The organism is Nocardiopsis salina YIM 90010, assembly GCF_000341025.1.
Classification (GTDB): domain Bacteria; phylum Actinomycetota; class Actinomycetes; order Streptosporangiales; family Streptosporangiaceae; genus Nocardiopsis; species Nocardiopsis salina.
The window spans coordinates 23233-44722 of sequence record NZ_ANBF01000210.1 but is presented as its reverse complement, the minus strand read 5'-3'; the positions used below and the strand labels follow the sequence as shown (position 1 = coordinate 44722).

Below are 21490 nucleotides of genomic sequence, written 5' to 3'. Positions count from 1 at the left end.
CAGGAAGGGGCCCGTCAATACTTTGTCTAGACATACTTACCTGTTCACTTCAAGGCAACAGTGTTTTCGTTACACTCGGCCCGAGGGCAGAAAACCCTGCACCCACCCCAGAACGGACGAATCTGTGACGCAGACCCCGCTGTCCATCCCCTTGGACCGCAGCAGCCCCGTGCCGCTCTACTTCCAGGTCGCCCAGGAGCTCGAGCAGCGCATCCAATCGGGCGAGATGCCCGCGGGAACCAAACTGGAGAACGAGCTGGTGCTGGCCGACAGGCTGGGCCTGTCCCGGCCGACCCTGCGCCGGGCGATCGAGTACCTCGTGGACCGCGGCATGCTGGTACGCAAACGCGGAGTGGGCACCCAGGTGGTCAGGCCCCGCGTCCGCCGGCCGGTGGAACTGTCCAGCCTCTACGACGACCTCCACCGCGTCGGCGAACACCCCCGAACCGATGTGCTCCGACTGGCACAGGAGACACCCCCGGCCTCCGTCGCCGCCTCGTTGGAACTGTCGGCGGACACGGAGGTCCACGTGATCGATCGGCTGCGCTACGCCGGCGACGAACCCCTCGCGCTGATGCGCAACTACGTGCCGCTCGACCTCGTCCGCCTGGACGAGCAGTCTCTGGCCGACAACGGGCTCTACCAGCTCCTGCGCGCGACCGGCGTGCGACTCAAGATCGCCTCGCAGAGCATCGGAGCGCGCAACGCCGCCCCCGAGGAGGCCGAGAGCCTGAACGAGAAGCCCGGGGCCCCGCTCCTGACCATGGACCGCACCGTCTACGACGACATCGGACGGGTGGTCGAGATCGGTTCGCACATCTACCGGGCTTCCCGCTACTCGTTCGAGCTCACGCTCACCGACTGACCTGCCGGCACCCCTGACGGGCGCACGACCGAGGAGGCCGGCACACGCCACGGGGCCCTCGGGGTATCAGCCCACCTGCCTGGAGCCAGGGGCGGTACGCACACCCGGGGTGCCTCGGAAGGTGGCCTCGATCTGTTCGAGCGACTTGCCCTTGGTCTCCGGCAGGAGCCGGACGGTGAAGAGGAGAGCGGCCAGGCAGATCACCGAGAACCCGGCGAACAGCCGGCCGACCCCGACCGCTTCCAGCAGCGGCGGGAAGCTCAGGGCGACGAGGCCGTTGGCGACCCACAACAGGGTCGTCGCCAGCGCCATGGCAGGGCCTCGGACGCTGAGCGGGAAGAGCTCTCCGAGGACGACCCAGGTCATGCTTCCCCAGCTCATCTGGAACAGGAAGACATAGGCGGCGATGCAGGCCAAGGTGACGAGCCCGACGACCCCGAACCCGTCCGGGGCGGGCTGGGTGAGGTTGGTGGCCGCCAGAATCCCGAGACTGAGCAAGGTGCCGGCAGCGCCGGCGAGCATGAGGGGCTTGCGGCCCCAGCGGTCCGCGTAGCTCAGGGCGAACCACATCGCGAGGATGTTGAGCACGCCGATGACGAGGTTGGCGGCGATGGCGGCCTCGTCCTCGAACCCGACGTTCTGCAGCACGGTGGGGGCGTAGTAGATGATCGTGTTGATGCCCATGAACTGCTGGAACATCGCGACGCTGATCCCGATGACGAGGATCGGGCGCACCCACGCCTGACGCAGGACCTTCCACGGCGAACCGCACGAGGCCTTCTCCGCTTCGTGCGTCCGGCAGATGTCGGCGTGCTCGCGCTCGGCCTCCACCGGAGCACGGTCGTGCAGGAGCACCCGCATGGCTTCGTCCCTGCGGCCCTTCATCACCAGCCAGCGCGGTGTCTCCCAGATGAAGAACAGACCGATGGTGAACAGGATCGAGGGGACGACGGAGAAGCCGAGCATCCAGCGCCAGGACTCCAGAGGCGCAAAGGCCATGCCGACGAGGAAGCCCAGGAACTGGCCGGTCACGATCGACAGCGCATAGAGGCCGGTGACCTTGCCGCGGATCCTGGCGGGTGCGATCTCGGACAGGTAGACGGGGAGGATGACCGCGGTCAGCCCCGCGCCGAGGCCGGCGACGAAGCGGAACACGAAGAGGGTGAACTCCTCCGGCGCCCACGCCATACCGGGCGGTGCGACCAGGAGGAAGAGCGCGGTGACGAGCAGGACCTTCCAACGGCCGTACCTGTCGGCCAGCCTTCCGCCGAACGCGGCACCGATCACGGCGCCGATGATCAGGCCGGTCGTGACCCAGCCCTCTGCCCAGCTCGTGAGGTTGAAGTCCTCTCGGAGGAAGATGAGCGCTGCGGAGATGACGCCGGTGTCATAACCCCAGTTGATGCCACCGATGACACCGAAGATGTAGATGAGGACGGCGCTCTTCCTGCGCCGACCGCGGTGCGGCTCATCGGTGCCGACCTTGCGTTCGTTCTCTGCGGCCATGGGAGGAAACCTCAGACAGGTCGGATTGATGCCGGTCAGGCGTCTGTGATGCCGATCACCGTAACCTTCACGCACAAGCATGTCTAGACATAATTACCAATCACTTCGACGGCGGTTGCGCCCGGTCGCGCGCGACCCTCGCGCGGCAGTGGTGGTCGCCCTGCCCTGCCGTCGGAACCGCTCGGCCCCGGCCGCTGCCCCCGCACATGACGACGGGGGCGGCCGTTCGGCCGCCCCCGTCGTCACACTCGGGTTCCGTGTGCCAGGTGTCAGGAATCGGTGGCCTGAACCCGGGACCGGGGCCCGAGGCCTCCCCCGCCGTCCAGGTATTCGGGTTCGACCGGGGCAGGGCGGCGGGCGCAGAAGACCGCCAGGCCGCCGACCACCCCGACCAGTGCGAAGACGTAGAAGCCCCACGGGTAGGCGATCCCGGCGGTGATCAGCGCGCCTCCCAGCACGGGGCCGGTCATGGCGCCCAGACGCCCGACACCGGCCGACCAGCCCAGGGCGGTCGCGCGGTTGGCGGGCGGGAAGACCCGGCTGATGTAGGCGTAGACAAGGACCTGCGAGCTGAAGACGAAGCATCCGGCCAGGAGCACGGCAGCGTACGCGCCGAAACCGGGCAGGCGGATGCTCAGCGCCGCGAGCAGCACCGAGGCGACCGCGAACCAGACCAGGTTGGTGGTGCGCGGGCCGAAGCGGTCGGCGGTGCGGCCGGCCACGATCAGCCCGACGACGGCGCCGGTGTTGAGGGCCAGGAGCAGGCCCAGGGCGGCATCGAGTTCGTACCCGGCGGCGCGCATGATCTCGGGCAGCCACGTGTTGAGCCCGTAGACCAGCAGCAGACCGCAGAAGGATGCCGCCCAGAACGCGATGGTGGAGGTCCCGAGGCCGCCCCGGAAGAGGGAACGGACCGCGTCGGTGCTCGCCCCGACGGCCGGGCGCTGAGGGGCCTGCTGCCCGAAAGACTCCGACTCCGGCAGGTAGCGGATCATCAGCGGCACGAGGATCAGCGCCGGCAGGGATCCGGCGAGGAACATGGCCTGCCAGCCCAGTGTCGGCAGGATGAAGAGGGCGATCAGGGCGGTCAGCATCGCGCCAACGTGGTAGCCGGTCATCAGGGTGGTCGTTGCGCTGCTGCTACGGCCCTTGCGCGCGTACTCGGTGGACAGGGCGATCGCGGTGGGCAGGCAACCGCCGAGTCCGATACCGGCCAGGAACCGCAGGAGCGCGAAGGCCCACAGCGAGGGCGCCCAGGCGCACAGGGCGGTGAGCAGGGAGAAGCTCGCCACCGCGTAGATCATGACCTTGCGGCGGCCGATGACGTCGGTGACGGTACCGATGAACAACGCCCCGATCGCCATACCGGCGAGCCCGGCCGTGGTGGCCAGGCCGGCGGTGTTCGGGGTCATCCCCCACTGGCCCTCGTCGAGGAGGGTGGGGAGTGTGGTACCGAGCACCACCATTTCGAAGCCGTCGAGCACGACGGCGATCCAGCACAGGGGCATGACCCACCCTGCGTGGCGGACGGTCGATCTCACGGGGCGCCTCCTGGAGGGGCGTGATGCGTGCGCGGGAAGCACACACGCGGTCGGTCGGTGCGTGATGGGGGGCGTCGGGGCCGGAGGGTCGGGGTCAGAGGGACAGGCGCCAGCCGGTGTAGGCCTCGGCGAGGTAGGTCGATCCGGCAGGACTGCTGGTGACCGAGTCGAGCTCGCCGCGCTGGCGGTTGAGGTCGAAGTCGCTGCCGCCGGGGTCGGTGTGCAGCATCGACGTCATCCAGTAGGAGAAGTGCTGGGCGCGCCAGACCCGGCGCAGCGCGGTGGGGCCGTAGGTGTCGAGGGCGCGGTCGTCGCCGGCGCCGAAGAAGTCGGTAAGGGTGCGGGCGAGTACCTGCACGTCGGCCATGGCGAGGTTGAGGCCCTTGGCCCCCGTGGGCGGAACAGTGTGGGCGGCGTCCCCGGCCAGGAGCAGCCGGCCGTGGCGCATGGGGGCGCGCACGTAGCTGCGCATGGGGATCACCCCTCGCTGGAAGATGGGGCCCTCCTTCAGGGAGAACCCGTCCTCGCCGGCGACGCGGGCCTGGAGTTCGTCCCAGATGCGGTCGTCGCTCCAGTCGGCGGGGGCCTCCTGCGGGTCGCACTGGAAGTACATGCGCTGCACGGTCGGGGTGCGGCTGCTGATGAGCGCGAACCCGCGTTCGGAGTGGGCGTAGATCAGCTCGGGCGCGGACGGCGGCGCCTCGGCGAGGATCCCGAACCAGCCGAAGGGGTAGGTGCGGAAGTGGTCCTGGGCAGCGCCGTCGGGGAAGGCCTTCCGGCTCACCCCGGCGGACCCGTCGCACCCGGCGACGACGTCGCAGCGAAGCCGAGTGCGGTTGCCGTCGCGGTCGGTGAAGGAGACCTGGGGTTCGGTGCCGCCGACCCCGTCGAGCGCGACGTCGGAGACGCCGAAGCGCAGGTCGGCGCCGTCGGTGACGCGGGTGGCGATGAGGTCCTTGAGCACCTCGTGCTGCGGGTAGAGCCACACGGACCGCCCCACGTGCCGGGCGAAGTCGATGCGGTGTCCGCGGCCGTCGAAGCGCAGTTCGATGCCGTCGTGCCGGGCGCCCTCGGTGTGGACGCGGGTGTCGATCCCGGAACCGGAGAGCAGATCGACGGTGCCCTGTTCGAGGATCCCGGCACGGATGGTGCCCTCGATCTCGTGGCGTTCGCGGGCCTCGACGACGACGGAGTCGATGCCCTGCGCGGCGAGCAGATGGGACAGGGTGAGGCCGGCCGGGCCCGCGCCGACGATCGCGACCTGGGTTCGGGGCTCGTGAATGTGCATGGGGTCAACGGAACCCGTGTGTCAGGTCACAGTCCAGAGGTGTGTTCCGTTGACCGGAAGTTCCGTGCAATGATGTGCGCATGCCGAGCATGCGTACGGATGACGACCGCTCAGTGACCGCCCGAGCCCTCGACCTCCTCGGCGCTCTCACCCCCGAACACCCGAGCGCCAGCCTCGCCGAGCTGGCCCGAGCGGCAGGCCTCGCCCCGGCCACCGCCCACCGACTCGTGGGAGAGCTGCTCTCCTGGGGCGCGCTCGAACGCGACCCCGACGGGCGTTACCGGGTCGGGCTGCGACTGTGGCGCACCGGGCTCCTGGCCCCGGTCGCCGACCGCCTGCGTGAGCGGGCCCTACCGTTCATGCAGGACCTCTACGAGATCACCCGGGAGAACATCCACCTGGCCGTGCGCGACGGCGACCACGCGTTGTACGTGGAAAAACTCTCCGGACACCGATCGGTCCCGGTCCTCTCCCGGGTGGGCGAACGCCTGCCGCTGCACGCCACCGGGGTCGGCAAGGCGCTCCTGGCGTGGTCGGGCCCGGACGAGGTCCAGGCCTACTGCGCCCGCGGACTGGAGGCCCGGACCCGGCACACGATCACCGAGGGCGGCAGGCTGGCGCGGGACCTGCGCCGGGCGGTCGAGCGCGAGTACGCTTCCACCAACGAGGAGATGACACTGGGTTCGTGCTCGGTCGCGGTGCCCGTGTGCCCCGACCGGCAAGCTCCCCCGGTCGCGGCGCTGGGCATCGTGGTGCACTCGGTCCGCGCCGACCTGCAGCGACTGGTCCCGGCGCTGCGGGTGGCCGCCACCGGGTTGGGTCGGCGCCTGGCCGAGGAGCCGAACCGTGCCACCGGAGCCGGGGGCGACGGCCGGAAGGTGCCGAAGCCGTGAGGCCGTGACGCTTCGAAGAACACCTGGCTACGCGGTTGTTGAACGGCCACGGGCATGCCACGACAACGGCACCGGGCTGCATGCTGCACCCCGTACCCGGTGCGCGGAATTCGGGCCCACCGGTACCCCCCGTGACGTCAACGATGGTTTCCAGGTCGTGAAATCGCATTTTCGTTGCTGACTTTGGACCCCAGCAAGGCCATCACCTCAGGGTACATTGCAGGGCATGAACCCTGGAGATCGGTGTGATTCTGAAATATTCCCAGCAGACTCTCTCCCCCAATTCCCCAGCCCCGATGAAGGAATTCCGTGAAGAAATATTCCAAATTTGGCAGTGCCTTGCTTGCCTTTTTGAGGATTTCCTCCGTACCCACCGCGCCCAGCACCTGCGACGAGCTCCTCGCCCTGCTGTGGCCCCGAGCGGACCGCGCACAGCGAACGTAGTCGGGGAATCACCGGGATCTTGCTACCAGAACCGATTTCGGCGCCGATATTGGCTCCAGTAGCAAGACCCCCGGATCAGATGGCCGAGGGGTGCCGGGTCAGCGGCATGACCTCGATGTCCATGTACGGGAACAGCGGGAGTTCCGTCAGGATCTTGTGCAGCTCGTCGGCGGACTCCACGTCGAAGACGCTGATGTTGGAGTACTGGCCCACGATGCGCCAGATGTGCACCCACGTGCCCTCCCGCTGCAGCTGCTGGGAGTAGGCTTTCTCGCGGGCGACGGTGTCGGCGCGCACCTGTTCGTCGAGGTCGCGGGGGATGTCGACGTCCATGCGGACGTGGAAGAGAGCCATGTCGGGCCTCCGATCAGGTGCGGGTGAAGCGTTTGACGGCGTCGGGGTCGAGCTCGACGCCGAGCCCGGTCCCCTCGGGCAGGTGCAGGCGTCCGCCGGCGTAACGCAGCGGTTCGGTGAGCAGCTCCTCGGCCAGCAGCAGGGGGGCGAACAGTTCGGAACCGTGGTTGACGCCGGGTTCGGAGCACACGAAGTGCAGCGAGGCAGCGGTGCCCACCGGCCCCTCCAGCGACGTCGCGCCGTGCAGGGCGATCCCCTGGGCCTTGGCGACCGCAGCGACCTCCCGGCTCTGGCGCAACCCGCCGACCTTGGTGGTCTTGAGCGCGATGACGTCGGCCGCCCCCTGGCGCACGACCTCGAGGGCGTCGTGGGGACTGCACACCGACTCGTCGGCCATGACGGTGGCGCCGGTGCGGCGGGTGATCTCGGCCAGGACCTCGATCTGGTTGCCGGGTGTGGGCTGCTCGATCAAGTCGACGCCGGCCTCGACGAGGCGGGGCACGTGGGTCAGCGCGGTGAAGCGGTCCCAGCGAGCGTTGACGTCCACGCGCACCGACGCCCGACCGTCCAGGGCCCGGGCGATCTCGGCGACGCGGCGGGTGTCCTCACCGGGGTCCAGCGCACCCATCTTGAGCTTGAAGCTGTGGTGGAGCCCGGACTCGAGCTTGCCCTCGATCTCGTCCAGGACCTCGGCGACGGGGGCCGAGCCGAGCGCCCAGGTCACCTCGACCGAGTCGCGGCAGGCGCCGCCGAGCAGGTCGTGCACGGGCACCCCGAGCGAGCGGGCCCACGCGTCGTGCAGGGCGACGTCGACGGCGGCCTTGGCGAAGCGGGCGTTGGCGGCCACCCGTTCCAGGTCGGTCATGATGCCCGGGAGTTCGTTCACGCGGCGGCCGACGACGACGGGGGCGAGGTAGCGGTCGACGATCGCCTTCATGGTCTCGACCGATTCGCCGCCCCACCACGGGCCGCCGGGCACGACGCCTTCGCCGTGGCCGGCCACGCCGTCCTCGGTGGTGACGGTGACCAGAAGGATCGGCTGGGCGGTGGCGGTGGTGGTGGCGAACTTGTGCGGGCGTATCAGGGGCACGTCGAGGATGACGCTGTCCACGGAGCGGACGGTGAGGTCGGGCATGTGCGCTTCCTGTGCCGGTGGGCGGGGCGGCCGCCGACCCGGTGGGGCCGCGGCGGCGAGGGCGGGAGGGTCGGGCCGCCCTACTCGGCGGGGTCGAGGGCGAAGCGGTACTCGACCCGGTGGAGGCCGTCCTCCCCCTTGACCGGGTCGAGGATCAGTTCGGGCTTGGTGGCGGAGGCGACGTCGTCCTCCACCCACTCGCCGCCCCGGAAGTAGAGCTGCGTGGTGATGGGGTGGCGGCCCGGGCTGGACACGATGAGGTGCAGGTGGGCGGGGCGCCACGGGTGGCCGTTCTGCGCCTCGATGAACTGCCCGGTGGGGCCGTCGGTGGGGATCTTGTACGGCGCGGGCAGCGCGGTGGTGATGGAGTAGCGGCCCTGCTCGTCGGTGACGATCGTGCCGCGCAGGTTCCACTCGGGCAGGTGCGGGGCGAACTGCGAGTAGTAGCCCTCGGCGTCGGCGTGCCAGAGTTCGACCTTCGCACCGTCGAGGCCGTTGCCGTCGAGGTCGGTGACCTGGCCGGAGAAGACGAGGAGCTCGCCCTGCCGGTCCTGCTCGCGCATCGGCATGGTGCACTCGGCCGGGAGTTCGGGGGCGTCGGCGACGTAGTAGGGGCCCTCGATGCTGCCCTTGGTGCCTTGGCGGGAGCGGGCCAGGACCTCCTCGACGGAGTGCTCGATGAAGACGTCGAGGAACAGCGGCCACTCGCCGCCCTCGCCGACGTCGATGAGCCACTGCTTGAGGACGCGGTACTCGGCGTAGGTGACCTCGTGGTCGAGGATCACGCGGTTGAGCGCGCCGAGGGCGTCCTTGGCGATGGCAGCCAGGCGCTCGGGCGGGGTGTCGGCGCTGACGCGCTCGGCGGTGAACTTCTCGGTGGCGGCGGTCCCGGAACCGGAGGCGGTGGGGGCGTCGGTGGCGGTCATCGGGTTCTCCTCGCGGATGTCGCTGGACGGGAGCAGAGCGGTGTCGCCGCAGGGGTGCGGGCCGGGAACGGGAACCCCCTACTGGGCGTACGCTGTGCGTACTGATGAACCGCTGTGCGTACGAACTCAGTGTGCGTTGGTTCACCGGCACTGTCAATGCCAGACTTCGCGGGCACGACCCGGAAACCCCGACTCGGAGGCCCCATGACCAGCAACGACCGCGACTTCATCCGGAGCATCGAACGGGGCTTCACCGTCCTGTCGGCCTTCGGCGAGCAGCGGCCGAACCCCACCTCGGCCGAGGTCGCCGAGGCCACCGGCCTGTCCCGTCCCGCGGTCCGGCGGATCCTGCTCACCCTCCAGCGGCTCGAGTACGTGGACACCGACGGGGACCGCTGGCGCCTGACCCCGCGGGTGCTGAGCCTGGGGCGGCACTTCTCCGCTTCCCACGCGCTGACCGAGGCCGCCCAGCCCCTGTTGCTCGAGCTGGCCGACCGTACCGGGGAATCGGCCTCCCTCGGCGTGCTCGACGGGACCGACGTGGTCTACGCGGCTCGGGTCCCGGTCCGCCGGATCATGAGCATCAACGTCTCGGTGGGCACCCGGGTCCCGGCCTACGCGACGTCCATGGGGCGGGCGCTGCTGGCGTGGGAGAGCCCTGCCACCGTCGACCGGGTGGTCGCAGGGTCCCACTTCGAGCAGCTGGGACCGGCGACGGTCACCGACGCCGAAGGCCTGCGCAGGGCGGTCGGCGCGGTGCGCGAGCACGGGTACGCCCTGACCTCCGACGAGCTGGAACGCGGACTGATCACCCTGGCCGCACCGGTGCGCGACGCCTCCGGGGCCTCCGTGGGCGCCCTGGCCAGTTCCACCTCGACAGGGCGGGCCTCGGCCGCGGAGTTCCGGGACGAAGTGGCGCCCCTGATCACCGACGCTGCCGAGCGGCTCAGCGCCCGCATGGGCTTCACCGGCCCCTAGCACCCCGGACACCTCGGACACCTCGCTGACCTGGGACTCCAACGTCGGGCGACCCGCGTCCCACGGCCCCCGCCCAGCACGGCGGACCGAAGCGGGCGCCTTCCAGACACCCTGGGCCAGTCCTAGGCATTTGCCCGGTGTGACTCAGGACACCGGGTGTCAAGGTGGTGGGCAACTTCGCCGAAACGACCTGTTCACGGCGGGTTCACGAGCACCACAGGAGGTACCCGGTGACCGAGACCCTGGGCCATGTCCGCTCCCTCCTCGACGACGCACTCATCGAGGACGAGGCCAACGGCCGCCACCAGATGCACCGGTCGGTCTTCACCGACGAGGAGCTCTTCGAGCTCGAGATGAAGTACATCTTCGAGGGCAACTGGGTCTACCTGGCGCACGACAGCCAGATCCCGAACGTGGGCGACTACTTCACGACCCACATCGGGCGCCAGCCGATCGTCATCACCCGAGGCAAGGACGGCGCGCTCAACGCCCTCATCAACGCCTGCAGCCACCGCGGCGCCATGCTCTGCCGCCGCAAGACCGACAACCGCACCACCCTGACCTGCCCGTTCCACGGGTGGACGTTCAACAACGCCGGCAAGCTGCTCAGGGCCAAGGACCAGCGCAGCGGCGGCTACCCCGAGCAGTTCAACAAGGACGGCTCGCACGACCTCACCAGGGTCGCCCGGTTCGAGAGCTACCGCGGGTTCCTGTTCGGCAGTCTCAACCCCGACGTCAAGCCGCTCGACGAGCACCTCGGCGACACCCGGACCATCCTGGACATGCTCGTCGACCAGTCCCCCGACGGCCTCGAGGTGCTGCGTGGCGCCTCCACCTACACCTTCGACGGCAACTGGAAACTCCAGGCCGAGAACGGCGCGGACGGCTACCACGTCTCCTCCACGCACTGGAACTACGCGGCCACGACCGCCCGCCGCAAGTCCGGCGAGTCCGCGAACGAGACCAAGGCGATGGACGCCGGCACCTGGGGCAAGCAGGGCGGCGGTTACTACTCCTTCGACCACGGCCACCTGCTGCTGTGGATGTGGTGGGGCAACCCGCAGGACCGGCCCCTGTTCCCGCAGCGCGAGGAGCTCGCCGAGAAGTTCGGGGAGAAGAAGGCCGAGTTCATGGTGGGCGCGTCCCGCAACCTGTGCCTCTACCCGAACGTGTACGTGATGGACCAGTTCTCCAGCCAGATCCGGCACTTCCGGCCGATCTCGGTGGACAAGACCGAGGTCACCATCTACTGCATCGCGCCGAAGGGCGAGAGCGACGAGTCGCGCGCCAACCGGATCCGCCAGTACGAGGACTTCTTCAACGCGACCGGCATGGCCACCCCGGACGACCTGGAGGAGTTCCGTTCCTGCCAGAAGACCTACCGGGCCACCGCCTCCCCCTGGAACGACCTGAGCCGCGGCGTCACCCACCAGCTGAACGGCCCGGACGAGACCGCGCGCGGCATCGGCCTCGACAACGTGCTCTCCAGCGGCGCCAAGACCGAGGACGAGGGGCTCTACCCGATCCAGCACGGCTACTGGCGCGACGAGATGGTCAAGGCCCTGGCCCAGGAGAGCGCCCACCGGATCGAGCAGAACACCCAGAGCTGAGGTCACCGACCATGACGATCACCGCATCCGCGCCCGCGACCGCCGCCACCATCACCCGCGCCGAGGTCGAGGACTTCCTCTACCGCGAGGCCCGGCTCCTGGACGACCGCCGGTTCGAGGACTGGTTGGAGTGCTACCATCCCGAGGCCGAGTACTGGATGCCGGCCTGGGACGACAACGGCGAGCTCACCGAGGACCCCCGGCGCGAGATCTCGCTCATCTACTACCCCAACCGGGGCGGCCTGGAGGACCGAGTCTTCCGCATCCGCACCGACCGCTCCAGCGCGACGTCGCTGCCGGAACCCCGGACCGGCCACAACATCACCAACGTGGAGATCCTCGACCGCCGCGACGGCGAGATCGACCTTCGCCACAACTGGTTCTCGCTGTACTACCGGTACCAGACCACCGACACCTACTTCGGGGTCACGCACCTGACGCTGGACCTGACCGGTGAGCAGCCCCGTATCCGCCGCAAGAAGATCGTGCTGAAGAACGACTGCGTGCACCACGTCGTCGACATCTACCTGCTCTGATCCCGCACTCCCCAGCCCCGGAAGGAGGCCCCATGGCGCACCAGGTCGCGCTGGCCTTCGAGGACGGCGTCACGCGCATGATCTCCTGCAACCCGATGGAGACGGTCGCCGACGCCGCCTACAAGGCCCGCATCAACATCCCCTTCGACTGCCGCGACGGCGCCTGCGGAACCTGCAAGGCGTTCTGCGAGAGCGGCGACTACGACGGCGGAGACTACATCGAGGACGCCCTCACCGACGACGAGGCCGACGAGGGATACTGCCTGCCCTGCCAGATGACCCCGGAGAGCGACCTCGTGGTGCGGGTGGCCTCCACCTCGGCCGCCGCCAAGACCGGCGCCGCCCGCCACACCGGAACCCTCACCGAGCTCCGGCACCTGTCCGAGACCACGGTCGCCTTCACCCTGGAGGTCGACGAGCGCGACGAGCTGGCGTTCCTGCCCGGCCAGTACGTGAACGTGGAGGTGCCCGGCACCGGGTCCACGCGTTCCTACTCCTTCAGCTCTGGCCCCTCCGCCCGCCAGGTCTCGTTCCTGGTCCGCATCACCGAGGGCGGGCTCATGTCGGAGTACCTGCGCGACCGTGCGCAGGAGGGCGACCGGCTCGACTTCACCGGCCCGATGGGGAGCTTCTTCCTGCGCGAGCAGAAGCGCCCCGCCCTGCTGCTGGCCGGCGGCACCGGGCTCGCACCGATGCTGTCGATCCTGGAGCGCATGAAGGACTCCCCCGCCGAGCACCCGGTGCACCTGATCTACGGCGTCAGCACCGACGAGGACCTCGTGGAGCTTGAATCCCTGGACCGGTACACCGCCGAGCTCCCCGGGTTCACCTACTCCCACTGCGTGGCCGATCCCGACAGCAGGGCCCCGAACAAGGGGTATGTGATGTCGCTGATGGGCCCCGAGCACCTGCACGGCGGCGATGTCGACGTGTACCTGTGCGGCCCGCCGAAGATGGTCGAGGCGGTACGCACCCACCTGGACGCCGAGGGCACCACCCCGGCCGCGTTCCACTTCGAGAAGTTCAACCCGGCCGCCGCACCCTCCGACGGGGAGAAGGAGGGCCTGCGGTCCTCCCTCGGGGAGAAGGTGGCCGGATGAGCGCCTCGGTCCACCCCGGCCGGTTCGACGGCAAGGTCGTCGCGGTCACCGGCGCAGCGCAGGGCATCGGCCGCGCGGTGGCCCTGCGCGTCGCCGCCGAGGGGGGCACGACGGTGCTGGTCGACCGTTCGGCGGTGGTGCACGAGGTCGTGGAGGAGATCCTCGGCGACGGCGGACGTGCCGAGGCCCTGACCGCCGACCTGGAGTGCTTCGAACCCGCCGAGGAGGTGTTCGACGGGGTCCAGGAACGCCACGGCCGCATCGACGTGCTCGTCAACAACGTCGGCGGCACCATCTGGGCCAAGCCCTACGAGAAGTACACCGCCGACCAGGTGCAGACCGAGATCCAGCGTTCCCTGTTCCCGACGCTGTGGTGCTGCCGGGCGGTGCTCCCGCACATGATCGAGGCCGGCGGCGGCACCGTCGTCAACGTCTCCTCGGTCGCTACCCGCGGTGTGAACCGGGTTCCCTACTCAGCGGCCAAGGGCGGCGTCAACGCCGTCACCGCGTCCCTGGCGCTGGAGGCCGCCCCGCACGGCGTACGCGTCGTGGCGACCGCGCCGGGCGGGACCGAGGCCCCCGCCCGCAAGGTGCCGCGCGGGCCGTCGGCCGCCTCCGACCAGGAACGCGCGTGGTTCCAGGAGGTCGTGGACCAGACCACCGAGCACTCCCTCATGGGCCGGTACGGATCGCTGGAGGAGCAGGCCGCCGCGATCTGCTTCCTGGCGTCCCCGGAGGCCTCCTACATAACCGGGAGCGTGCTGCCCGTGGCCGGCGGCGACCTCGGTTGACGGGAGGGGTCACCCCCCGGCCCCTCCCTGGTCCCCGCTCCTGCCTCTTCCCCGCGCGCCCGTCCCCGGACCGTGCTCCCGCGGCATCACCGTTCCCCACGTGCCCCTGTTGCCCCCCTGTTGCCCCCTGTTGCCCACTCCTCTCCTGTCGCCCTGCCCCCGCCCGTCCCACCGGATCCATGGCATCCGGCGGCGGCCCACCCCCGCCGCACCATCCCGCCCGCAAGGGAGACCACCCATGCCTGCTTCCCGGGAGACCGCCTCCGCGACCCCCGACACCACCTGGAACGGGCCCCGCCACCGCAGCACGGTGCGCTGGGTCGTCCTCATCGCTGCGATCGCCGTACTCTTCGACGGCTACGACCTCGTCGTGTACGGCACCGTCCTGCCCACACTCCTGGCCGACCCCACCGCCCTGGGCGAACTCACCCCGGGCCAGGCTGGGGCGCTGGGCTCCTACGCACTCGTCGGCGTCATGGTCGGCGCGCTGATCGCCGGGGCCGTCGGCGACCGCGTCGGCCGGCGCCGCATGATGATCATCAACATCGTCTGGTTCTCGGTCGGTATGGGGCTGACCGCCATGGCCACCTCCGTGGTCGCCTTCGGTGTGCTGCGCTTCGTCACCGGGCTCGGTGTGGGCGCGCTCGTGGCCACCGCGGGCGCGGTCGTGGCCGAGTTCGCCCCGCCCGGCCGGCGCAACCTGTACAACGCGATCGTCTACAGCGGGATCCCGGCCGGCGGTGTGATGGCCTCGCTGCTGGCGATCCTGCTGCAGGAGGCGATCGGTTGGCGCGGGCTCTTCTGGATCGGCGCGCTGCCGCTGGTGATCCTGCTGCCGGTCGCGCTGGCCAAGCTTCCGGAGTCGCCGCGCTGGCTGCTGTCGCGGGGCCGGGACGAGGAGGCCGCACGGGTCGCCGAGCGCACCGGGGTGCCCCTGCCCTCCGCTGCCGAGGACGCCGCCGAACGCGACGACGGCGGGCGTTCGGGATTCGCGCTCCTGGCGAGCCGCCCGTACCTGCTGCCGACCGCGCTGCTGGGCATGATGAGCTTCGCCGGGCTGCTGCTCACCTACGGCCTCAACACGTGGCTGCCGCAGATCATGGGGCAGGCCGGTTTCGACGCCCAGGGGTCGCTGGCGTTCCTGTTGATCCTCAACGGCGGTGCGATCCTCGGCGGGCTGTACGCCTCCTACCGGGCCGACCGCACCCACCCGCAGCGCATCATCGCCGTCACGTTCGGGCTGGCCGCGCTCTCCCTGGTCGTGCTCACCCTGGGCCTGCCGGTGTGGATGCTGCTGGCTGCGGTCGCCATGGCCGGTGTCGGCACGATCGGGACCCAGGTGCTCGTGTACGGGTTCGTGTCGAACTACTACCCGACCTCGGCGCGGGCGGCCGGTGTGGCCTGGTGCGCCGGATTCGGCCGTCTCGGGGGCATCCTCGGTCCGCTCGTGGGCGGGGTGCTCATGGGAGCCGGGCTCAGCAGCCAGGCCTCCTTCTACGTCTTCGCGGGCATCGCGGTGCTCGGCGCGGCGGTCACGTGGAGCGTCCCCCGGGAGGCGCGGCGGGCAGCAGCCGTTGCATCACCCGAGGTCACCGGCGCGGCCTCGGCCGCGAGCCGGGACAACGCACCTTCTAGCCTGCAGAAGTGAGTGAAACAGGACACCCGGTGACCACTCTGCGCCGACACGAACTCGACACCCTCAACGCACACCAGGCCACAGCACGCTCCGACCGCTCTCAGCTGGTCCTGCTCGAAGGGCCGCTGGGTTCGGGGCGGACCACCCTGCTCTCCCGCTTCACCCGGCAGTGCGTCGACGGGATCACCGTCTCCGTCTCGGCCCTGCCCTGGACCAGCGACAGCCCCTACGACCTGGCCGAACAGATTCTGGACACCCTGCCCCTCCCCGGAGCCCCCGGGGAGGCGGGGTGCCCCGCACACTCGCCCCTGATGCTGGCCGAGGCCTTCGCTGCGGCCGACCGCCCGGTGACGGTGGTGGTCGACGACGCGCACTGGACCGACACCGAATCCCTGCGCGCACTCGTCACGGCGGTGCGCAGGGCCGGGTGCGGTCGGGTGCTGGTGTTGCTGGCGGCCGACGACGCGGCCTCCGACCTGTCACCAGCGTTCCGGAAACTCCGCGAACGCCACGTCGACCACACAGTTCCACTCGGCCCGCTCACCAGCGCCGAGATCCGCGACCTCGCCCACACGGCCGCGGGTGTGCACCTGAGCCCGGGCAAGGCGCGGCTGCTGCACGAACACACCGGCGGCGACCTGTCGTCGGTGCTGCGGATCGTGGCCGAGGCCACCCCCGAGATCTGGCGGGACACCTCGCGGTCGTTGCCGGTGCCCGCGTCCGTGCGCGCCGAGGTGCACGAGGCGCTGCAACGGTGCTCTCCCGCAGGGACCGCCGCCGCCCGGCTGGTGTCGGTGCTGCACGAACCGGTCCGGTACGAGGACGTGCGCGACGTGCTCGGGGTACCCGATCCGCTGCCCGGGTTGGACGAGGCGGTCCGGCACGGGCTGTTGCGGGTGCAGGACGGTACCGCCCGCACCTGCTTCCGGTTCGTCTCACCCATGGTCCGGGCCGCGGTCTACCGGTCGGTACCCCCGGCCGAACGCCGAGAGCTGCACCTGCGTGCGGCTGCGGGGCTGAAGGAGCCCGACCCCGTCCTGGAGCACCAGGCCGCGGCCGCACTCGGCGGGGACGAGGAGCTCTCCGCCGCCCTGCGCGACCGGGCCGGGGTCCATGCGGCCGCCGGTGAGTGGCCGACGGCGGCGCGCCTGTTCCTGACCGCCGCCGAGCTCACGGACGGCCGCGACACCCGCGACGCCCTGACCATCGCAGGGGTGGACGCGCTGGTCGGCTCGGCCGACATCCCCGCGGCTATGCTGCACACACCCATGCTGGAGGAGGTGCGCCCCTGCCCCTCCCGGGACGCCTCCCTCGGCTACCTCGACATCCACCGCGGGCGCCGGCGCGAGGCGCACGCGTCCCTGCACCGAGCGGTGGCGGCCCTGGACCCCGCCACCGACCCAGCCGGATTCGCGTCCGTGGCGCAGCGGCTGGTACTGCACTCCTTGTGCGAGTGGCGCCCGGAACAGCTCGTGCACTGGGCCGAAAGGGTCCAGGAGACCGGGGAACCGGGCACGTCGGCGGTGGTGGAGGCGTGGGCGATCCGCACGCTCGGTCAGGCCATCGTGCACGGGGAGGGCGACGGTTCGCGCGAGCGCCTGGTGGCCGAGATCGGGTCGGTCTCGGCCACCCACACACAGCGGTTCCAGATGGCGGCGGGGTGGGTGGCACTGGCCATGGACGACCCGGTGCCCGCCCGCGGCCTGCTCGAGAGCGCCCTGCCCACGCGGGAGGGCGACGGGTCGGCGCGGATCTCGCTCTGGGCGGAGGCGTGGCTGGCCCGCACCCACTTCGTGCTCGGCGAGTGGGACGAGGCGCTGCGGGTGGTCGCGCGCGCCTCGGCCCGGTTCGAGCGCTACGAACTGACGCTGCTGAGCCCGCTGCTGCACTGGACCGCCGCGCAGGTGCACGCGTTGCGCGGGGACGACGCCGCCGCCGGGAACCACCTGCGGCGGTTGGACACCTCGCCGGAGGGGTACCCGATCCAGGTCATCCCGTCGGCGATGTGCAACATCCAGTGCGCGGCGGTGCGGGGCGACCACGAGGCGGTGCTGAGGGCGGCGCGTCCGCTGCTGGAGCTGTCGGAGAGTGTCGACATCCACCAGCCCGGTTTCTGGCCCTGGCACGACATGTACTCCGACGCGCTCGTGCTGGCCGGGCGGGTCGAGGAGGCCGACGCGTTCCTGCGCCCGCACGAGGAGCGTTCGGCGTTGGCCGGGCACCGCTCGACGACGGCCAAACTCAGCGCGGCCCGGGGACGGATCCACGCGGCCCGCGGCGACATCGACCGCTGCCGGAGCGCGTTCGAGCGGGCGTCGGAGCTCATCGGGGACATCCCCGTGCCGTACTACCGGGCGAGGATCCACTTCGGCCACGGCCAGGCGCTGCGCCGGGCCGGCAAACGGCGGGAGGCGGACGCGGCGCTGGCCTCGGCCCGGGAGATCTACGTGTCCCTGGGCGCCACGGTGTACGTGGAGCAGTGCGACCGCGAATTGCGCGCGGGCGGGTTCAACCGGCCGCGTTCGGAGGACCCCTCGAAGCTGACCGCGCAGGAGTGGGCGGTCACCGAGCTGGTGGCGTCCGGGATGACCAACCGGGAGGCGGCCGAGCGGCTGTGTGTGTCGGTCAAGACCGTCCAGTACCACCTGACCAGGATCTACACGAAGTGCGGGGTGCGCTCGCGCAGCGCCCTGGCCGCGAAGTTCGCCGAGGCGTGAGCGGGAGGAGCTCCGATGACGACGCAGTCCGAGCAGGGCCGGGACACCCGCGAGCCCGAGGACGGCGCGGCCGTCGGCGGGTCTGCGGGCGGGGGCCGGACGCGGCTGCTGGAACGCCCGGGCCGGCGGCCGCCCTCACCGCGCAGGGTCCTGGCCGACCTGGGCCCGTCGTACGCGGCGTCGGCGGTGGTGGCGCTGGTGTTCTCTGCGACCGGGCCGGTGGCGGTCATCTTCGCCGCGGGTTCGTCCGGCGGGTTGAGCGCACCGCAGATGGCGTCGTGGATCTTCGCGGTCTTCTTCGCCAACGGTCTGCTGACCCTCGCAGTGAGCTGGTACTACCGGACGCCGTTGGCGTTCTTCTGGACGATCCCCGGGACCGTGGTGGTCGGCAACGCGCTGGCCGGCGGTCTGCGGTGGAGCGAGGTGCTGGGGGCTCTGATCGTGACCGGGGTGCTGGTCACGGTGCTGGGCCTGAGCGGCCTGGTCCGGTGGGTCAACGACGCACTGCCGTTGCCGATCGTCATGGCGATGGTCGCGGGGGTGTTCCTGGACTTCGGGCTGGGCCTGGTGGGCNNNGGGCCCCTGCCGATGGTGGCGGTACCGATGGTGGCGGTGTTCCTGCTGCTGTCGGCGCTGGGCCGGTGGGCGCGGTGGATGCCACCGGTGCTTGGCGCGCTGCTGGTGGGCGTGGCCGCGGTGGTGCTGACCGGGAGCGCCGGCGGTGCCCCGCAGACGGGTCCCCCCGTGGCCCTGCCACTGCTGCAGGCGCCCGAGTTCACCGTCAGGGCCCTCACGGAGCTGGTGGTCCCGGTCGCGATCACGGTACTGGTCGTGCAGAACGGCCAGGGCGTGGCGGTCCTGCGGTCGGCGGGGCACCGGCCCCCGGTGAACGTGTCCGCGATCGTGAGCGGGGTGTGGTCGGTGGGTGTGGCACCGCTGGGCGCGGTCTCCACCTGCTTGACCGGCCCGACCAATGCCCTGCTGGTCGCCACCGGTGAGCGTGCACGCCAGTACACGGCCGCGCTCGCGCTCGGGGTGCTCGCCATGGTGCTGGGTGTGTTCGCCCCGGTCTTCGTGGGGCTGATGTCGGCGGCGCCCGCGGCGTTCGTGGCGGCACTGGGCGGGTTGGCGATGCTGCGGCCGTTGCAGAACGCCTTCGTGGCCGGGTTCGGGGCGACGCACACGCTGGGTGCGCTGGCGTGTTTCCTGGTGACCGTCGCCGACGTGCAGCTGTGGAACGTCGGCGCCCCGTTCTGGGGCCTCGTCGTGGGCCTGGCGGTCTCGGCGCTGGTGGAACCCAGACGGTAGCCGGGGCGCGAGCCCCGGCTACCGGGTGCGGTGCGCGCATGCTCAGCGCGACGGTCCCGGCTCAGCGCGGACCCACACGCGGCCGTCCTCGACCGACGACTCCAGGACCTCGAGTGCCGCCGTCGCAGGGCCCTCCTCGACCGTTCCGCTGTCCGCACGGAAGCTGCTCTCGTGCCAGGGGCAGCGTATGCACCCGTCTGCCAGAGTGCCTTCCGCCAAGGGGGCTCCCATGTGCGTGCACATACCCAACAGCGCGGAGACCGACTGTCCCGAGCGTGTCACCACGACCGGGACCCCGCGCACGTCCTTCCCGGTCACTTGCTGGTCCTGGAAGCCGTCCAGCGGACCGAGGTCGTGCCAACCAGGAGGGATCAGGTCGACGAGGGGGTCGGCGCTGTTGGCACCGCCCGCGCGGTAGTAGGTGATGTGACCGCCCAGATACCCACCGAGTCCGAGCGTTCCCGCGCCGACCAGGGCCAACCCCCTGCCCCACGCCTGCCGACCGCGGTACCGGGCCAGGGAGGAGGCGCCGAACAACAGCGCACTCGCACCGTTGGCCACCGCGTGCACAGCTCCCACCCGTTGCTGGCGGCTGTGCTGCTGCGACCAGTCGGCCGTCCCGCTCACCGCGGCCGGCACGGCGGCCAGCAACCCCAGGTCGATCAGTGCGTGGGCGCTGCGGCGGTGGTCCCCCGGCAGGACGTCCAGCAGGACCGCGGCCGTCCACGTGCCGATGGGCAGGTGGACGGAGATGGGGTGGAGGGGGTGCCCGAGCTGTACGCCGTGCAGGACGTTGCGCACCCTGCCGGCCGGGAGTCTCCGGGCCAGTTTCCTCATACGGGCGACGAGCGGGTCCAGACGTTCGTCGCGTTCGAGCCAGCGTACGTATTCACCGAATCCCATGGTGGACAGCTACCCGGACACAGTGGTGCGCCACCGGCACGGCACCGAAAATCCCGTTCTTGACCTGGGCTTTCCCCGGTGCGGCATCTCCGCGGTCACCGCCGGCGGCGGGTGGGAGCCCGGCCGGGACGCACGGACACGAAACGTGCTCAGAGCGCCCGTTCGGAGGTCTCCCGGGGCAGCACTGTGCGCTCCTGCGGCACCGGATGCCCCGGCAACCCCTGGCGGCGGTAGAGGGCCGGCCGAACGCCCTCCCACGGGGTGGACTCCTGGAGCACCTCCACCACCTCGACGTCCTCTGCGCGTACGAAGCACTCCCGCGAGGGCAGCCAGTAGTTCTCGAGCGAGGGCGGGACCCCCTTGACACCGCTGAGCAGGCCCTCCTCGGCGTCCCAGAGGCCGTGGCGCGAGCGGAGCAGCACCCGCCCCTGCCAGTCGCGTCCGGCGGGCCCGGACCGGCCCCACCGGGCGGCGCTGCGGCGCTCGGAGACCTGGGCGATGCGCCGGCGGATCTGCAGCACCTGGCGACCGACCGCGGGGTTGCGCTCCTGCCCGCCCAGGGCGCGCAGATACCGCTGCTCGACGCCCTGGCGGGTGATGTTGGTGGCGCGGGCGATCCTGCTCCACGCCACCGGTTCCGGACGCTCGCGCAGGGCGGCCAGATGGCGGCGCTCAGCGGTGTCCAGGGTCTCGCGGAGTTCGTCGATGAGGCTCAGGGAATCCAGCCGGTCGGCGTCGGATGCCTCGACGGAGCTTCCCAGCGCCACCACGTGCACGAAGTCGTCGGCGTGGTGGGGGTAGCGCGCGTCGAGGCGGCGGCCGGCGGCTGCGCGCAGGTGTTCGGCAGGCAGGGGTCGGGGCACGGCTCCTCCAGGTCCGGGAACACTTCACGGGGGATGATTCACACGCTACGGCGCGCGGACCTGCCGATTCAGGCGTTTCGTCGAACTCGCCCCTCC

Annotated in this window: 19 protein-coding genes; 10 read left to right on the top strand and 9 right to left on the bottom strand. The window is 70.9% G+C overall.

Translation table 11 applies throughout. The features are described 5' to 3' along the window. Positions 1-124: 124 nt before the first annotated feature. A complete protein-coding gene (locus D474_RS0123935) occupies positions 125-865 on the top strand; it encodes a GntR family transcriptional regulator (protein ID WP_017616019.1) in 741 nt (246 codons plus the stop codon). A 66-nt stretch (positions 866-931) separates the two neighbouring features. Here D474_RS0123935 and D474_RS29880 read toward each other — a convergent pair whose 3' ends face one another. The 3 genes from D474_RS29880 to D474_RS0123920 form a co-directional block, all read right to left on the bottom strand. Further along, positions 932-2371 (bottom strand): sugar porter family MFS transporter, encoded by a 1440-nt coding sequence (locus D474_RS29880; protein WP_017616018.1) that lies wholly within the window; start codon positions 2369-2371, stop codon positions 932-934. Between the two features lie 269 nt (positions 2372-2640). Then, positions 2641-3912: an MFS transporter gene (locus tag D474_RS0123925; RefSeq protein WP_017616017.1), complete on the bottom strand. Its 1272-nt coding sequence runs from the start codon at positions 3910-3912 to the stop codon at positions 2641-2643. A gap of 94 nt (positions 3913-4006) precedes the next feature. Beyond that, positions 4007-5200: a 4-hydroxybenzoate 3-monooxygenase gene (locus D474_RS0123920; protein ID WP_017616016.1), complete on the bottom strand. Its 1194-nt coding sequence runs from the start codon at positions 5198-5200 to the stop codon at positions 4007-4009. Between the two features lie 80 nt (positions 5201-5280). Between D474_RS0123920 and D474_RS0123915 the strand changes: the two genes are divergently transcribed. After that, positions 5281-6093: an IclR family transcriptional regulator gene (locus tag D474_RS0123915; RefSeq protein WP_017616015.1), complete on the top strand. Its 813-nt coding sequence runs from the start codon at positions 5281-5283 to the stop codon at positions 6091-6093. A gap of 137 nt (positions 6094-6230) precedes the next feature. On the opposite strand, the gene D474_RS31990 is transcribed toward D474_RS0123915, so the two are convergent. The 4 genes from D474_RS31990 to catA form a co-directional block, all read right to left on the bottom strand. Next, the gene (locus D474_RS31990) at positions 6231-6479 is read right to left on the bottom strand and encodes a hypothetical protein (RefSeq protein ID WP_152477034.1); all 249 of its coding nucleotides are present in this window, start codon (positions 6477-6479) and stop codon (positions 6231-6233) included. Positions 6480-6612: 133 nt separating this feature from the next. Further along, complete coding sequence (gene catC / locus D474_RS0123910; protein WP_017616014.1) at positions 6613-6891, bottom strand: muconolactone Delta-isomerase; 279 nt, start codon at positions 6889-6891, stop codon at positions 6613-6615. Between the two features lie 13 nt (positions 6892-6904). Continuing rightward, the gene (locus D474_RS0123905; protein WP_017616013.1) at positions 6905-8026 is read right to left on the bottom strand and encodes a muconate/chloromuconate family cycloisomerase; all 1122 of its coding nucleotides are present in this window, start codon (positions 8024-8026) and stop codon (positions 6905-6907) included. 80 nt (positions 8027-8106) lie between these two features. Continuing rightward, entirely contained in the window at positions 8107-8952 is an 846-nt protein-coding gene (catA, locus tag D474_RS0123900; protein WP_017616012.1) for a catechol 1,2-dioxygenase, read from the bottom strand. A 204-nt stretch (positions 8953-9156) separates the two neighbouring features. Between catA and D474_RS0123895 the strand changes: the two genes are divergently transcribed. The 8 genes from D474_RS0123895 (at position 9157) to D474_RS0123860 (ending at position 19628) form a co-directional block, all read left to right on the top strand. Then, entirely contained in the window at positions 9157-9930 is a 774-nt protein-coding gene (locus D474_RS0123895; protein ID WP_017616011.1) for an IclR family transcriptional regulator domain-containing protein, read from the top strand. Positions 9931-10160: 230 nt separating this feature from the next. Beyond that, a complete protein-coding gene (gene benA, locus D474_RS0123890; protein ID WP_017616010.1) occupies positions 10161-11540 on the top strand; it encodes a benzoate 1,2-dioxygenase large subunit in 1380 nt (459 codons plus the stop codon). A gap of 11 nt (positions 11541-11551) precedes the next feature. Next, positions 11552-12076: a benzoate 1,2-dioxygenase small subunit gene (benB, locus tag D474_RS0123885; protein WP_017616009.1), complete on the top strand. Its 525-nt coding sequence runs from the start codon at positions 11552-11554 to the stop codon at positions 12074-12076. Positions 12077-12108: 32 nt separating this feature from the next. After that, on the top strand, positions 12109-13176 hold the full coding sequence (benC, locus tag D474_RS0123880; RefSeq protein ID WP_017616008.1) for a benzoate 1,2-dioxygenase electron transfer component BenC: 1068 nt from the start codon (positions 12109-12111) through the stop codon (positions 13174-13176). Further along, positions 13173-13967 (top strand): 1,6-dihydroxycyclohexa-2,4-diene-1-carboxylate dehydrogenase, encoded by a 795-nt coding sequence (locus tag D474_RS0123875; protein WP_017616007.1) that lies wholly within the window; start codon positions 13173-13175, stop codon positions 13965-13967. Before benC ends, D474_RS0123875 begins: the two co-directional genes overlap by 4 nt. Positions 13968-14205: 238 nt before the next feature. Further along, positions 14206-15615: an MFS transporter gene (locus D474_RS0123870; RefSeq protein WP_017616006.1), complete on the top strand. Its 1410-nt coding sequence runs from the start codon at positions 14206-14208 to the stop codon at positions 15613-15615. After that, entirely contained in the window at positions 15612-18320 is a 2709-nt protein-coding gene (locus tag D474_RS0123865; protein ID WP_152477032.1) for a helix-turn-helix transcriptional regulator, read from the top strand. Before D474_RS0123870 ends, D474_RS0123865 begins: the two co-directional genes overlap by 4 nt. Positions 18321-18335: 15 nt before the next feature. Beyond that, a complete protein-coding gene (locus tag D474_RS0123860) occupies positions 18336-19628 on the top strand; it encodes a benzoate/H(+) symporter BenE family transporter (protein ID WP_017616004.1) in 1293 nt (430 codons plus the stop codon). Positions 19629-19670: 42 nt separating this feature from the next. On the opposite strand, the gene D474_RS0123855 is transcribed toward D474_RS0123860, so the two are convergent. Together D474_RS0123855 and D474_RS0123850 are read right to left on the bottom strand one after the other, a co-directional pair. Then, complete coding sequence (locus D474_RS0123855; RefSeq protein WP_017616003.1) at positions 19671-20531, bottom strand: Rieske 2Fe-2S domain-containing protein; 861 nt, start codon at positions 20529-20531, stop codon at positions 19671-19673. Positions 20532-20680: 149 nt separating this feature from the next. Continuing rightward, a complete protein-coding gene (locus tag D474_RS0123850) occupies positions 20681-21394 on the bottom strand; it encodes a hypothetical protein (RefSeq protein WP_017616002.1) in 714 nt (237 codons plus the stop codon). Between the last annotated feature and the right edge of the window lie 96 nt (positions 21395-21490).

Coding starts and splice junctions, on each gene's coding strand:
- D474_RS0123875 (WP_017616007.1), top strand. CDS start 13,173: ATGAGCGCCTCGGTCCACCCCGGCCGGTTCGACGGCAAGGTCGTCGCG.
- catC (WP_017616014.1), bottom strand. CDS start 6,891: ATGGCTCTCTTCCACGTCCGCATGGACGTCGACATCCCCCGCGACCTC.
- D474_RS0123895 (WP_017616011.1), top strand. CDS start 9,157: ATGACCAGCAACGACCGCGACTTCATCCGGAGCATCGAACGGGGCTTC.
- D474_RS0123855 (WP_017616003.1), bottom strand. CDS start 20,531: ATGGGATTCGGTGAATACGTACGCTGGCTCGAACGCGACGAACGTCTG.
- catA (WP_017616012.1), bottom strand. CDS start 8,952: ATGACCGCCACCGACGCCCCCACCGCCTCCGGTTCCGGGACCGCCGCC.
- D474_RS0123915 (WP_017616015.1), top strand. CDS start 5,281: ATGCCGAGCATGCGTACGGATGACGACCGCTCAGTGACCGCCCGAGCC.
- D474_RS0123905 (WP_017616013.1), bottom strand. CDS start 8,026: ATGCCCGACCTCACCGTCCGCTCCGTGGACAGCGTCATCCTCGACGTG.
- benC (WP_017616008.1), top strand. CDS start 12,109: ATGGCGCACCAGGTCGCGCTGGCCTTCGAGGACGGCGTCACGCGCATG.
- benB (WP_017616009.1), top strand. CDS start 11,552: ATGACGATCACCGCATCCGCGCCCGCGACCGCCGCCACCATCACCCGC.
- D474_RS0123870 (WP_017616006.1), top strand. CDS start 14,206: ATGCCTGCTTCCCGGGAGACCGCCTCCGCGACCCCCGACACCACCTGG.
- D474_RS29880 (WP_017616018.1), bottom strand. CDS start 2,371: ATGGCCGCAGAGAACGAACGCAAGGTCGGCACCGATGAGCCGCACCGC.
- D474_RS0123920 (WP_017616016.1), bottom strand. CDS start 5,200: ATGCACATTCACGAGCCCCGAACCCAGGTCGCGATCGTCGGCGCGGGC.